The organism is Vogesella facilis (genome assembly GCF_042648525.1).
Classification (GTDB): domain Bacteria; phylum Pseudomonadota; class Gammaproteobacteria; order Burkholderiales; family Chromobacteriaceae; genus Vogesella; species Vogesella facilis.
In genome coordinates, this window is sequence record NZ_JBHRXN010000022.1 from 135881 (window position 1) to 150009 (window position 14129).

Annotated in this window: 11 protein-coding genes; 5 read left to right on the forward strand and 6 right to left on the reverse strand. The window is 66.2% G+C overall.

The genetic code is table 11. The features are described 5' to 3' along the window. A partial coding sequence (locus ACFOLG_RS08875) for a protein kinase domain-containing protein (protein ID WP_386090898.1) occupies positions 1–1630 on the reverse strand: 1630 nt, incomplete at its 3' end. A gap of 133 nt (positions 1631–1763) precedes the next feature. Continuing rightward, on the reverse strand, positions 1764–2972 hold the full coding sequence (locus tag ACFOLG_RS08880) for a nitrate/nitrite transporter (protein WP_386090901.1): 1209 nt from the start codon (positions 2970–2972) through the stop codon (positions 1764–1766). A 336-nt stretch (positions 2973–3308) separates the two neighbouring features. On the opposite strand from ACFOLG_RS08880, the gene ACFOLG_RS08885 reads away from it, so the two are divergent. Further along, positions 3309–3632 carry a cupredoxin domain-containing protein gene (locus ACFOLG_RS08885; RefSeq protein WP_386090904.1) on the forward strand — a complete coding sequence of 108 codons (324 nt, stop codon included), beginning with the start codon at positions 3309–3311 and terminating at the stop codon, positions 3630–3632. Positions 3633–3643: 11 nt separating this feature from the next. Continuing rightward, positions 3644–4438 carry an FTR1 family iron permease gene (locus tag ACFOLG_RS08890; RefSeq protein ID WP_386090907.1) on the forward strand — a complete coding sequence of 265 codons (795 nt, stop codon included), beginning with the start codon at positions 3644–3646 and terminating at the stop codon, positions 4436–4438. Between the two features lie 76 nt (positions 4439–4514). Here ACFOLG_RS08890 and ACFOLG_RS08895 read toward each other — a convergent pair whose 3' ends face one another. The 3 genes from ACFOLG_RS08895 to purL form a co-directional block, all read right to left on the reverse strand. After that, positions 4515–5690 (reverse strand): CmpA/NrtA family ABC transporter substrate-binding protein, encoded by a 1176-nt coding sequence (locus ACFOLG_RS08895; RefSeq protein WP_386090910.1) that lies wholly within the window; start codon positions 5688–5690, stop codon positions 4515–4517. A 102-nt stretch (positions 5691–5792) separates the two neighbouring features. Continuing rightward, entirely contained in the window at positions 5793–6401 is a 609-nt protein-coding gene (locus ACFOLG_RS08900; protein ID WP_386090913.1) for an ANTAR domain-containing response regulator, read from the reverse strand. Between the two features lie 171 nt (positions 6402–6572). Next, positions 6573–10454 (reverse strand): phosphoribosylformylglycinamidine synthase, encoded by a 3882-nt coding sequence (gene purL, locus ACFOLG_RS08905; protein ID WP_386090916.1) that lies wholly within the window; start codon positions 10452–10454, stop codon positions 6573–6575. A gap of 150 nt (positions 10455–10604) precedes the next feature. On the opposite strand from purL, the gene ACFOLG_RS08910 reads away from it, so the two are divergent. Continuing rightward, the gene (locus tag ACFOLG_RS08910; protein WP_174874041.1) at positions 10605–10943 is read left to right on the forward strand and encodes a P-II family nitrogen regulator; all 339 of its coding nucleotides are present in this window, start codon (positions 10605–10607) and stop codon (positions 10941–10943) included. Between the two features lie 68 nt (positions 10944–11011). Here ACFOLG_RS08910 and ACFOLG_RS08915 read toward each other — a convergent pair whose 3' ends face one another. Then, positions 11012–11803, reverse strand: coding sequence for an outer membrane protein assembly factor BamD (locus ACFOLG_RS08915; protein WP_386090921.1), 792 nt, complete (start codon positions 11801–11803; stop codon positions 11012–11014). 168 nt (positions 11804–11971) lie between these two features. Here ACFOLG_RS08915 and rluD point away from each other — a divergent pair, with 168 nt between their 5' ends. Beyond that, positions 11972–13096, forward strand: a complete 1125-nt coding sequence (gene rluD, locus ACFOLG_RS08920) for a 23S rRNA pseudouridine(1911/1915/1917) synthase RluD (RefSeq protein ID WP_386090923.1) — start codon at positions 11972–11974, stop codon at positions 13094–13096. Next, entirely contained in the window at positions 13086–13820 is a 735-nt protein-coding gene (pgeF, locus tag ACFOLG_RS08925; protein ID WP_386090925.1) for a peptidoglycan editing factor PgeF, read from the forward strand. Before rluD ends, pgeF begins: the two co-directional genes overlap by 11 nt. The last annotated feature ends 309 nt before the right edge of the window (positions 13821–14129 follow it).

A 14129-nucleotide genomic window follows, 5' to 3' on the forward strand; every position in this document is an offset into this window, starting at 1 on the left:
TGAGCAGCAGCGAGCACAGCGCCACCCGGCGCCACACCCGCATCGACAGCCGCTCCGCCCACGGCACGTGCTGGCGCCCGGTCAGCGGCTGGCTGTCGCCGCGCTCCAGCGCCAGGCGGAATTCCTCGGCGGTCTCGAAGCGGCGCGCGGCGTCCGGGTCCACCGCCTTGGCCAGCAGCCGCTCCAGCCACAGCGGCACATCCGGCCGGTAGCGGCTGATGGGCTGCGGCGCGCCGAAATGCGGGCGCTGGAATGCCTCGATCTCGCCATACGGGTAGCGGCCGCACAGCAGCCAGTACAGGGTGACGCCCAGCGCATACAGATCGCTGCCGGCATCGGCGGCGGCGCCGTCGAACAGCTGCGGCGCCATGAACGATGGCGTGCCGGCGCTGCCGCCCTGCTCGTCGCCGCTGATGCCGGCGCACCAGGCCACGCCCAGATCCAGCAAGCGCAGCTGGCCGTCGCGCCCCAGGTGCACGTTGTCCGGCTTCACGTCACGGTGCACGATGCCGAGCCGGTGCAGCGCCGCCAGTGCGCGGGTCAGCGCCAGCCCGGTCAGCACCGCCTCGGCCACGCCGAGCTGGCCGTCGCCGGCGCGTTGCGTCAGGGTGCGGCCGTCGTACCAGCGCAGCAGGTAGTACAGGTGGCTGCGCGCCGGCAGCGGCGCCACCTCGGCAAAATACGGCGAGCTGACGCGGCGCTGCAGCCATTCTTCCACCAGCAGCGCCTGTGCCGCCTCGCGGTCGCCGGCCAGCGTGGCCGGCAGCGTCTTCAGCACCCACTGCCGGCCGGCGGCATCGCTGACGCGATAGGCGAGGCCGGACGGCGAGGCATGCAGTTTTTCTTCTACCTTCAGCCCTTCGAACTGCTGGCCCGGCTTGAGCGCCGGTGGCGGCAACAGCGCCTCACCGCGCGAGAATTCGTCGCCAAGGTTGGCCGCAGGCAAGTCGTCCACCCGCAGCAGCAGCGCCGACACGTTGTCCTGGCTGCCGGCGGCCAGCGCCGCCTCCACCAGCACCGTCGCCGCCCGCTGCGGGTCGGCATGCAGCCGCAGCAGTTCGTCGATGCGCAGATCGCCCAGCGCGTTCCAGATTCCGTCGCACAACAGCGCGAACACATCGCCCGGCTGCAGGTCGCCATCGCTGAAATCCGCCACCACGTGCGCGTCCAGCCCCATGCCGCGCTTGAGCACATGCCGCAGCGACGGTTCTTCCCACACGTGGTCGATGGTCAGGCAGCGCAGGCCGTCACGGTTCAGCCGGTAGACGCGACAGTCGCCGACGTGCGCCACGGTGAAGCGCCGCCCGCGCAGCACCAGCACCGACAGCGTGGCCACCAGCGAGCGGCCCTGGCTGCGCAGCCAGCGGTTGTGCGCGCCCAGCAGCCGGTCCAGCGCGGCGGAGACCTCCCAGGTTTCCGGCGTGGCGTAGTAATCGGCGCACACCGCGCGCACGCTGGAGCTGGCGGCCAACTTGCCGTCGGCGCAGCCGGAGACGCCGTCGGCCAGCGCGAACAAGGCGCCCTTGCCGGCCAGCTGCTCGCCGTCCGGCAGGCACCAGCCCAGCGCGTCTTCGTTGCGCTCGCGCCGGCCCGCTTCCGAGCACTGGCCGATGGTCAGTTGCAACGCCATGCTTTCTCCCTACAGTGCCTGCTCGCCCGGCCGCGCGGCCGGGCAGCAACAGCAAGGTGGGCAACGGCTGACGCCGTGCCCACTGCTGGATTACGTAAAACGGCAGGCCGCCACTAGCAGCCCGCCCGCTGCCTTACACCCGGGCGGCCGTCACGCTGGACGAACCCCAGGTGGTGCGCCAGCGCAGTTTCACCGCGTACAGGCCCACCCAGGCCACCAGCCCCAGGCTGGCGAACAGCCACAGCCCCAGCTGGTAGTTGCCGGTGTGCTGCTTGACCAGGCCGAGGCCGGCCGCCAGAAGGAAGCCGCCGATGCCGCCGGCCATACCGATCAGGCCGGTCATCACGCCGATTTCCTTGCGGAAGCGCTGCGGCACCAGCTGGAATACCGCGCCGTTACCGCAACCCAAGGCCAGCATGGCACCGACGAACAGCGCCAGCGCCAGATTCTGCGACAGCCCGACGCCGACCACGGCGATCAGCAGCGCCGCCAGGGTGTACACCACCAGCAGGGTACGGATGCCGCCGACACGGTCGGCCAGCGCGCCGCCCAGCGGGCGCATCAGCGAGCCGGCAAACACGCAGGCGGCGGTGTAGTAGCCGGCGGTAACGGCGCCCAGGCCGTACTGGTCATGGAAGTAGCCGGGCAAGGCGCTGGCCAGGCCGGCAAAGCCGCCGAAGGTCACGCAGTAGAAGAACATGAACCACCAGCTGTCCTTGTCGCCCAGCACGCGCAGGTAGTCGGCCATCGCCTTGGGGGCCGGGCGCTGCGGTGCGTTCTTGGCAAACAGGCAGAACAGCACGAACACCACGCCCAGCGGCAGGATTGCCATGCCGAACACGTTCTCCCAGCCGAAGGCCGCGGCCAAGCCCGGGGCCAGCAGCGCGGCGAACACCGTGCCGGAGTTGCCGGCGCCGGCGATACCCATCGCCTTGCCCTGGTGCTCCGGCGGATACCACTGCGACGCCAGCGGCAGCGCCACCGCGAAGGCCGCGCCGGCCACACCGAGGAACACGCCCAGCAGCAGCGCGTGTTCAAAGCTGTGAATGCCCAGCGCCCAGGCTGCGCCCAGCGCCGCCATCACCACCACCTGGCCGACGATGCCGGCGGTGCGCGCCGACAGCCGGTCCACCAGCAGCCCCATGCCAAAGCGCAGGATGGCACCGGCCAAAATCGGCGTCGCCACCATCAGGCCGCGCTGCTGCGCGGACAGTTGCAGGTCGGCGGCGATCTGGATCGCCAGCGGCCCGAGGATGTACCACACCATGAAACTGAGATCGAAATACAGAAACGCCATCAACAGCGTGGGGGTATGCCCTGCCTTCCAGAAGTCCTTGCTCATTTGTATTGCTCCCTTGCCAGTCGTCGCCACAAAACGCAAAAAAGGCCCGCGACGCAGCATGTGATGCTGCGCGGCGGACCTCGTTGTCCGGGCCCGGCGCCGCCATTGGCAGCCAGGTCTGTGCCAGCTACTGAGCAAGCGCCGTGCCTGCTGCAAAGCATCAAAAAGCGTTGTTTTGCCGGGTTTTTCGCCAGAATGTGGTGCACGGGCGCACCGAAGCGATACTTGCGGCGCCAGCTTGGGTTGTTTTGTAACAAAACGCTATCGAGAGTCATTCTTGTTATGGTGTGTACTACAATATGCACACAATCCAACACAGCAGAACCGGAGTAGACCATGCGCAAATTTGCCGCTGCCCTTGCCCTTGCCACCATCGCCCTGTCCGCCGCCGCGGCCGACAACGTGGTGAAGATCACCGCCAACGAAAACGGCTTCACCCCGGCGCAGCTGGAAGTGGTTGCCGGCCAGCCCTTCGTGATCGAAGTGCAGAACACCGGCAAGAAAGCCGTGGAGTTCGAAAGCCACCAACTGCACGTGGAGAAGGTAATCGCCGCCGGCAAGACCGCGCAGCTCAAGGTCAAGGCACTGAAGGCCGGCAGCTACAAGTTCTATGACGAGTTCAACGAAGACAAGGCCAAGGGCGTGGTTGTCGCCAAGTAAGCGGGCAGATCATGGGTAACGCACTCTTCATCGTCTGGCGGGAAACCGTCGAAGCCATGCTGGTAGTGGGCATCCTGCACAGCTGGCTGAAACAGCACGGCCACGGCACCGGCATGCGCTTCCTGTGGGGCGGCGTGGCAGTGGGCGTCGGGCTGGCCATTCTGCTGGCCTTCGCCATCGTCGGCATTGCCGACGTGCTGAGCGACACCGGACTGGAATACTTCCAGCTGGGCATGGTGGGTGTAGCCGCCCTGCTGATCGTGCAGATGGTGTTCTGGATGCGCGCCCATGGCCGCAAGCTCAAGCGCGAGCTGGAAAGCAGCCTGGCGCAGGCGCAGCAGCAGGCCAACTGGTGGGGCATGCTGGTGGTGGTGGCACTGGCCGTGGCGCGCGAAAGCTCGGAAGCGGTGGTGTTCCTCTACGGCCTGGGCACCGGCGAAGGCGGCAACCCGCTGTTCTGGCTGATGCTGCCGCTGGGCGTGGCGCTGGCCTGGGGCACGTTCTGGCTGCTGCAGCAGAGCAGCCGCATCCTGACCTGGCAGCGCTTCTTCCGCATCAGCGAAGTGTTGTTGCTACTGTTGGCCGCCTCGTTGCTGGTAACCGCCTGCGAACGGGCGATCAACCTCGACCTGCTGCCCACCCTGCTGGACCCGGTGTGGGACAGCAGCGCGCTGCTCAGCGACAACGGCAGCATCGGCGGCTTCCTCGCCACCTTCACCGGCTACCGCGCACAACCGGCGCTGAGCGTGGTGCTGGCCTACGGCGTGTTCTGGCTTGCCGTACTGCTCGGCCTGCGCCGCCGCTGAACCCTGCTTGCAGCAATAAAAAACCGGGCCAGCTGCCCGGTTTTTTATTGCCTACCCTGCCCCGCACCCTGGCGCGCTATTGCCACGCCGCCTGGCGCTGACTGGCGTCCCATTCCTCCTGCGTCGCCCCGCACACCGCGAAGCTGGCCGCATAGCCGGCCGGGTCGCGGCCGTCCCACAGCACGCCATCGATCAGCCGGCTGCTGCGCATACTGCTGGCCGGCAGCGGCACGCCGGCCAGCTGCGCCGCCTGCTGATACAGCGCCAGCTGGTTGATCTGCCGCGCCACGGCGAGGTAGTCCGGCTCCTCGCGCAGCAGCCCCCAGCGCCGGTACTGGGTGAGAAACCACATGCCGTCCGACAGATACGGGTAGTTCACCCGGCCATCGTCGAAACACTTCAGGCCGCCGGCGACGCAGGTGCCAGACAAGCCGGCATTCAGCACCCCGGCCGGCAGCGGCAGACCGGCGTTTTCCGCCAGCAGCCCGGCCACCACTTCGCGGTTGCGCACGTCGTCGACAAAGCGCGAGGCATCCAGCAGCGCGGCGATCAGCGCGCAGGCGGTGGCCGGGTTGGCCGCCACCCATTCGGCGCTGGCGCCCAGCACTTTTTCCGGGTGATCCGGCCAGATGGCGCCGCTACTGGCCACGGTAAAGCCGACGCCCTCGGCCGCGGCCAGGCTGTGCCACGGCTCGCCGGCACAGTAGCCGTCCATTTGCCCGGCGCGCAGCGCCGCCACCATCAGCGGCGGCGGCACCACGATGCTCTTCACCTGCGCCAGCGGATGGATGCCGTGCGCCGCCAGCCAGTAATACAGCCACATGGCGTGGGTGCCGGTGGGAAAGGTCTGCGCAAAGGTGTACTGCCGCGGCGCCCGCTGCAGCAGCCGTGCCAGCTCGGCACCGCCGCGCACGCCCTCTGCGGCCAACGGTGCGGCCAACGTGATGCCCTGCCCGTTCTGGTTCAGCGTCATCAGCACGGCCATGTCTTTTTGCAGGCTGCCCAGCCCCAGGTGCACGCCGTAGATCAGGCCATACAGCGCGTGCGCGGCATCCAGCTCGCCCATCACCAGCTTGTCGCGCACCGCGGCCCAGCTGGCCTCGCGCGAGGGCTGGATACTGATGCCGTAGCGTTTGTCGAAGCCCAGCGCCGCGGCCACGATCACCGCGGCACAGTCGGTCAGCGGCAGGTAGCCCACCTTGACCACGGTTTTTTCCGGTTTGCCCACCGGCAGGCTGTTAGCGGCAATCAATGCTCGTACTCCTTGTTTGGGGCCATGCGCCACGGCACGGCCGGGTGGCAGGCTGCATCAGCTTGGTGCATCGCCGCACCATGGCGCAGCACGCGCCGATCATCAGCTCTGCAGCCACTCGGCCAGGCTGATGATCTCCTGCGCCACTTCCACCAGTTTTTTCTGCTGCTTCATCGCGCGTTCGCGCAACTGCTTGTACGCCGTCGGCTCGTCCAGGCCCTTCATCTGCATCAACAAACCCTTGGCTTTTTCGACCAGCTTGCGGTCGGCCAGCTGGCGCTGCGCATCGGCCAGCTCGGCACGGCGCGATTGTTCGATCTGGTGCCGGGCGATCGCCACCTCCAGCAGCGCCTGGATGCGACTGGCCTCCACCTGCCCCACCACGTAGGCCGCCACGCCGGCCTGCAGCGCCGCGCGGATGGTGTCGCGGTTGTCGTCGCCGGTGAACATCACCACCGGCTGGCCATGCTGGTCACCCATCACGCAGACCTGCTCCAACATGTCGCGCGACGGGGCGTCGCTGTCGATCAGCACCACGTCCGGGCGGGCGGCAGCCAGCACGTCGGCCAGGTGCAGGTTGGCCTCCACCTCGGCCACCACGCGCACGCCGGCGTCGGCCAGCGCCTGCTTCAGCGCCGCTGCCTTGCCCGAGCCATCGTTGACCAGCATCACCGTCAGCACCGCCTGATTCCTTGTCTGCTGTTTTTGCATGCGTGACATGCAGCAAGCGGCATGCCACCTCTGCGCCCGCCGCCGCCAACGGCCGGCAACTCGCCACGCCCGGGCCACAGAATGCGGCCAACAGGCGACGCGCTGCGGGCGGCGACCGGAAAAAACAAACGCCCCTTGCGGGGCGTTTGACTTGCTGACTGCCGGTGCGGCTTAGCCGATCCAGCGGCGGGCGCTGGCGAACATGCGGAACCAGCCGCCGTTCTCGCCCCAGCCCTGCGGGTGCCAGCTGTTCTGCACGCTGCGGAACACGCGCTCCGGGTGCGGCATCATGATGGTGAAGCGACCGTCCGGGGTGGTGACACCGGTGATACCGGCCGGCGAACCGTTCGGGTTCAGCGGGTAGGTTTCGGTCGGCTGACCGTTGAAGTCCACGTAGCGCAGCGCGGTCAGCACCTGCTGCTGGTGACCCGGTGCGAATACAGCGCGGCCTTCGCCGTGCGACACCACTACCGGCAGCTTGGAGCCGATCATGTCCTGCAGGAAGATGGACGGCGATGCGGTGACTTCCACCATGGCGAAGCGCGCCTCGAACTGCTCGGAGGCATTACGCTTCAGCTTCGGCCAGTGCTGCGCACCGGGGATGATGTCCGACAGGTTGGACATCATCTGGCAGCCGTTGCACACGCCCAGCGCGAAGGTATCGCCGCGGCCAAAGAAGGCCTCGAACTGTTCGCGCGCCTGGGCGTTGAACAGGATGCTCTTCGCCCAGCCTTCGCCCGCGCCCAGCACGTCGCCGTAGCTGAAGCCGCCGCAGGCCGCCAGGCCCTTGTAGTCGGCCAGTTGCACGCGGCCGGCGATGATGTCGGACATGTGCACGTCCACCGCCTCGAAGCCGGCGCGGGTGAACGCGGCGGCCATTTCGATCTGGCCGTTGACGCCCTGCTCGCGCAGGATGGCGATGCGCGGACGCGCGCCGGTAGCGATGAACGGCGCCGCCGGGTTTTCTTCGGTGTCGAAAGTCAGCTCGGCAAACAGGCCACGCACATTGCTGTCGGCAATCTGCGCGTATTCGCTGTCGGCGCCGGCCGGGTTGTCACGCAGACGCTGCAGGCGATAGCTGGTCTCGGACCAGGCCTGCTGCAGGGCCACGCGGCTTTCGGCAAACAGTTCCTGCTCGCCATGCACCAGGCGCAGTACACCGTCGCTGGACGGCATGCCGATCACCGACACCAGCGCCGACAGGCCCATGATGTCGAAACGCTTGAGCACGTTGTCGATCTCGTCGGCCGCCACTTGCAGCACCGCGCCCAGCTCTTCGTTGAACAGCACGGCGTTGACGTTGGCCGCATCGCCGCCGGTCAGCGCGGACAGCTCGACTTGCGCGCCCAGATGGCCGGCAAAGCACATTTCGGCCAGCGTGGCGAACAGGCCGCCATCGGAACGGTCGTGGTAGGACAGCAGCTTGCCGTCGTCCACCAACGACTGGATCACGGTGAAGGCGGCGGACAGCTGCTCGGCATCGTCCACGTCCGGGGTCTGGCCGGACAGGTCTTTCCACACCTGGCCGAACACCGAGGCGCCGAGGCGGTTCTTGCCGGCGCCCAGGTCCAGCAGCAGCAGCGCGCTGTCGGCAGCCTGCAGTTGCGGGGTAACGGTCTTGCGCACGTCGGCCACCGGCGCGAAGGCGGAGATGATCAGCGACAGCGGTGCGGTAACGGCTTTCTTCTCGTCACCGTCCTGCCAAACCGTCTTCATCGACAGCGAGTCCTTGCCCACCGGGATGCTGACATCGATCTGCTGGCAGATATCGGACACCGCCTGCACGGTGGCGTACAGATTGGCTTCCTCGCCCGGGTGGCCGGCAGCGGCCATCCAGTTGGCGGACAGCTTGACGTTGCCCAGTTCGCCCACGTTGGCCGCAGCCAGGTTCAGCAGCGATTCGCCCACCGCCATGCGGCCGGAGGCCGGCGCGTCGAACAGCGCGGCCGGGGTGCGTTCGCCCATCGCCATGGCTTCGCCCAGCGTGGTGTTGAAGCCCATGGTGGTTACTGCCACGTCGGCTACCGGCACCTGCCACGGGCCGACCATCTGGTCGCGCGCGGTCATGCCGCCCACGGTACGGTCGCCGATGGTGATCAGGAAGCTCTTGTCGGCCACGGTCGGGTTGCGCAGCACGCGGTAGGCCGATTCTTTCAGCTGGTACTGCGCGCCGTTCAGCTCGCCGGTCACCACGGTCTTGGACTTCACGTCGCGGGTCATGCGCGGCGGTTTGCCCAGCAGCACGTTCAGCGGCATGTCCACCGGGTTGTTGTCGAAGTGGTCGTCGCGTACCTGCAGGTGGCCGTCATCGGTGGCCACGCCCAGCACCGCGAACGGGCAGCGCTCGCGCTCGCAGATGGCGGTGAAGGTGTCCAGGTCCTGCGGCAGGATGGCCAGCACGTAACGCTCTTGCGATTCGTTGGACCAGATCTGCATCGGGGTCATGCCCTTTTCTTCCAGGTGCACCTTGCGCAGCTGGAAGATGGCGCCACGGCCGGCGTCGTTCACCAGCTCCGGGAAGGCGTTGGACAGGCCGCCGGCGCCCACGTCGTGCAGCGACACGATGGGGTTGGCCGCACCGCGCTGCCAGCAGCGGTCGATCACTTCCTGGCAGCGGCGTTCGATTTCCGGGTTGCCGCGCTGTACCGAATCGAAGTCCAGGTTTTCGCTGTTGGCGCCGGTATCCATCGAGGATGCCGCGCCGCCACCCAGGCCGATCAGCAGGCTGGGGCCGCCCAGCTGGATCAGCAGTGCGCCTTCCGGAATCTCGTTCTTGAAGATCTGCTGTTCCTGGATGCTGCCCAGGCCGCCAGCGATCATGATCGGCTTGTGGTAGCCGCGGCGCTCGCCCTGGAAGTCTTCTTCGAAGGTGCGGAAGTAACCGGTCAGATTCGGACGGCCGAATTCGTTGTTGAATGCGGCGCCGCCGATCGGGCCTTCGAGCATGATGTCGAGCGCGGAGGCGATGCGGCCCGGCTTGCCGTAATCCGGGCTTTCCCACGGCTGCTCGAAGCCCGGGATGTTCAGGTTGGAGACGGTGAAACCGGTCAGGCCTGCCTTCGGACGCGAGCCGCGGCCGGTAGCGCCTTCGTCGCGGATTTCGCCGCCGTTACCGGTGGAGGCACCGGGGAACGGGGAAATCGCGGTCGGGTGGTTGTGGGTTTCCACCTTCATCAGGATGTGGGTCGGCTCTTCGCTGTAGGCGTAGCTGTTGCTGCCCGGCTGCGGGTAGAAGCGCTCGATGGTGGCGCCTTCGATCACCGAGGCATTGTCCTTGTACGCCACGCGGGTGCCCTGCGGGTGGGCGTCGTGGGTGTCGCGGATCATGCGGAACAGCGACTTGGCCTTCTCTTCGCCGTCGACGATGAACTTGGCGTTGAAGATCTTGTGGCGGCAGTGCTCGGAGTTGGCCTGCGCGAACATCATCAGCTCGACGTCGGTCGGGTTGCGCTCCAGCTTGATGAAGTTTTCCACCAGGTAGTCGACTTCGTCCGGCGACAGCGCCAGGCCCATGTCGGCGTTGGCCGCATCCAGTGCCTCCTTGCCGCCAGCCAGGATGTCCACGCTGGTCAGCGGTTGCGGGTCGACATGCACGAACAGGCGATTGGCGTCGTCCAGCGAGGCCAGTACCGTTTCGGTCATTCTATCGTGCAAGAGGCCCGCCAGACGTTGGCGAGCCTCGGTATTCAATGCGGATGCGGTCTGCACGCGATACGCGATGCCGCGTTCGATGCGCTGGATGACTTCCAGGCCGCAGTGGCTGGCGATGTCGGTGGCTTTGGAGGCCCACGGCGACAGCGTGCCCAGGCGCGGGGTAACCAGGAACAACTCGCCGGTCGGTTCTTGCGCCAGCGGCGGCTCGCCATAGGTCAGCAGTTTTTCCAGTACGGCGACTTGCGACTCGGTCAGCGGCGCCTCGCTTTCGGCGAAATGCCAGTATTCCGCCGCGATAGTCAGATCGGGTAGACCCGCTTCGCGTGCAGTCTGGAGGAGTTTATCAAGTCGGAACTGGGACAGGGCAGCACCGCCCCGCAGCTTGAGAATGTGCGACATTGTGTTCCCGCAACAAGGTGAGACAAGGATCAGGAAAGCGCGTCATAATACACGGAATCCCTCATATTTTTAAGGCCGCACCCAGATTATTGTCTGTCAGCCGCCCTGCCACCCATCCGGTTAGCCAAGAAAAATCAAGGAGTTGCGAACATGAAAAAGATCGAAGCCATCATCAAGCCATTCAAGCTCGACGAAGTGCGCGAGGCGCTGTCCGAAATCGGCATCAACGGCCTGACCGTTACCGAGGTGAAGGGCTTTGGCCGCCAGAAAGGCCATACCGAACTGTATCGCGGCGCCGAATACGTGGTGGATTTCCTGCCCAAGGTGAAGATCGAAGTGGTGATTGCCGACGACCTGGTGGATCGCGCCATCGAGTCCATTGTCAGCAGCGCCCGCACCGGTAAGATCGGCGACGGCAAGATTTTCGTGACCTCGGTGGAACAGGTGGTGCGCATCCGCACCGGCGAAACCGGCGAAGACGCGGTGTAAGCTCCACCGCGCACACACAGCAGCAAAAAAAACGGCGCCCGCAGGCGCCGTTTTTTATGCCACGGGGCTCAACCCCAGAACTGCCACCACGGCAGCTCCTTGCCACGCCACTGCTGGCCGGCAAACGGGCTTTTCGGGTAGTTCAGCTGCAGCACGCGCAGGCTGTCCTGGCTCAGGTCCTTCATGCCCAGCTTGTCGTAGGCCACGGCCATGATCGCCAGCGCCTCGTCGTTGTAGCCGGTGTTGCCATACTCTTTCAGCACGGTCTGCGCACGGCTGGCCGCGGCCATCCAGGCGCCGCGCTTCATGTAGTAGCGCGCCACGTGCATTTCGTTGCCGCCCAGCGCCACCACCAGGCGCTGCATTTTCTCGGTGGCATCCTCGGCATACTTGCTGTCCGGGAAGCGCACGATCAGCTCGCGGAAGGCGGCATAGGAATCGCGCACCGCTTTCGGATCGCGCTCGCTCATGTCCTGACCGGTCATGCGCGACAGGAAGGAGGTGTCATCGTTGTAGTACACCAGGCCCTTCAGGTAGTACATGTAGTCCACGTTCTGGTGCGTCGGGTACAGGCGGATGAAACGGTTGGCCGCGGCCACCGCCAGCTCCGGCTCGGCATCCTTGTAATGGGTGTAGGCCTGCTCCATCAGCGCCTGCTGCGCTTGCTTGCCATACGGGTAGCGGGCTTGCAGCGTCTCATACAGCTTGATGGCGCGCGTGTAGTTGCCGCCGTTAAGCTCGTCGCGGGCTTCGGAATAAAGGCGGTCTACCGACCAGCCGCGGGTTTCATCCTGGGTGTCTACCGTGGCACAACCCGCCAGCAACAGCGCGGCGAGCAAGGATACAAAGCGTTTTTTCATGAGACGTCCCTGTTTAGACTGCGCACGATTATAACCAAAACAGCCCGCCACGCACGCCCCGCGCAGCAGTGCGGCCAGCCCGGCGGCGGCCACCGCCATGCAGGCCGGCAGGACAACCCCCGCCGAAACCTTTAAAATCACTCCTTTAGAAGAACACGCACCAACACCATGAACGAACAAGACCTGCTCGGCGACGAATTGCTGGACGACGAAACACTGGACAGCGGCAGCGAGCCCGAAGCCGAGATGAAACAGCTGACCGTGCCGTACGAACTGGGCGGCGAACGCCTGGACGGCGCGCTCTCCAAGATGCTGCCCGACTACTCGCGCAGCCGCATGACGCAATGGATCAAGGACGGCAAGGTCAAGCTGGACGGCAAAGTGGTCGCCGGCAAGACCAAGCTGCTGGGCGGCGAGATCATCGACCTGGAAATCGTGCGCGCGCCGGATGAACAGGCCTACCAGCCGGAACCGGTGGAATTCCCGGTGCTGTACGAAGACGAACACCTGATCGTGGTCAACAAACCGGCCGGCATGGTAGTGCACCCGGCGGTAGGCAACTGGAGCGGCACCCTGCTCAACGGCCTGCTGTACCGCTACCCGGAGCTGGCCAAGATTCCGCGCGCCGGCATCGTGCACCGCCTGGACAAGGACACCTCCGGCCTGATGGTGGTGGCACGCAGCCTGCAGGCGCAAACCAACCTGGTGCAGCAGCTGCAGGCCCGCACGGTAAAACGCGTCTATCGCGCCATCGCCACTGGCATCGTACCGTTCGACGGCAAGATCGAAACCCTGATCGGCCGCGACCCGCACAACCGCCTGAAAATGGCGGTGGTGCGCTTTGGCGGCAAGCCGGCCATCACCCACCTGCGCGTACTGGAGCGCTTTGCCGACTTCAGCTATGTGGAATGCAAGCTGGAAACCGGCCGCACCCACCAGATCCGCGTGCACATGCGCGAGGCCAAACACCCGCTGGCCGGCGACCCCAGCTACGGCAACCCGCGCCACCACGGCAGCGAAGCCGCCGACGCCATCATCAAGCAGCTGGGGCGCCAGGCACTGCACGCCTACACCCTGGCGCTGGTGCACCCGGTAACCGGCATCACCCGCAGCTGGAAAGCGCCGGTGCCGGACGACATGAAGGCGGTGCTGGAAGTGCTGCGCACCGAGGCCGAGGAAAAACAGGCCGCGGCCAACGCCAAGCAGGCGCAGAAAGCCGCGGAAATCTCCGACGACGATGACGACGACTGGGACGACGACGATTACGACGTAGAGGTGCACTATGTCCCATGACTGGATCACGCCGGCGTGGCCGCTGCCGGCCAATGTCGGCAGCCTGATCACCACCCGTAGCGGCGGCGTCAGCCCTGCCCCGTATGCCAGCCTGAACCTGGGCGACCACGTGGGCGACGCTGCGGCCAACGTTGGCGCCAACCGCGCACTGCTGCGCCAGCAACTGCCGGCCGAACCGGCCTGGCTGGAACAGGTGCACGGCACCGTGGTGGTGGATGCCGCCTCGGTGGCACCCGGCAGCAAGCCCAAGGCCGACGCCAGCTTCAGCCGCACCCGCGGCGCGGTGTGCGCCATCATGACCGCCGACTGCCTGCCGGTGCTGCTGGCCGACCGCGCCGGCACCGTGGTGGGCGCCGCCCATGCTGGCTGGCGCGGGCTGTGCGGCGGCGTGATCGAAGCCACCGTGCAGGCGATGAACGAGCCGGCGGCCAACCTCATCGCCTACCTGGGGCCGGCCATCGGCCCGGACGCCTTCGAAGTGGGCGCCGAGGTGCGCGATGCCTTCCTGGCGCACGACATCCACGCCGTAACCGCCTTCCAGCCGATCGAAGACGGCAAATACCTGGCCGACATTTATCTGCTGGCACGGCAAAGGTTGGCCGCACTCGGCATCGACGAGGTGTACGGCGGCGAGATGTGCACGGTGATCGACCGCGCGCGCTTCTTCTCCTACCGCCGCGACCAGGTCACTGGCCGAATGGCCAGTCTGATCTGGATCAGCTAAACACAACATCTTGTGTTCCAAGGGCGGCTCACCCCGCCCTTTCCCGTTTTTGGCGTCGCCAAATTGCCACACGCCGTTGCCGGCCGCACTGCGCGCCGCCAGCACACCGGGCGCAAAGCCTTGATGCAACAGGCATGTCGCATCCACGTCACAACAACATGAAACCGTCACAAAAATATATAACGCGCCGCTAAGCCAATACTGGCTTGAATTTCGGTTTTTCGCCGCCCTGTCAAGACTTGTTCCGCCGTCCCTTCACCACTAGAATTTGCGTCGATTTCACGTGCCAACCCACTATATTGTGTTTGT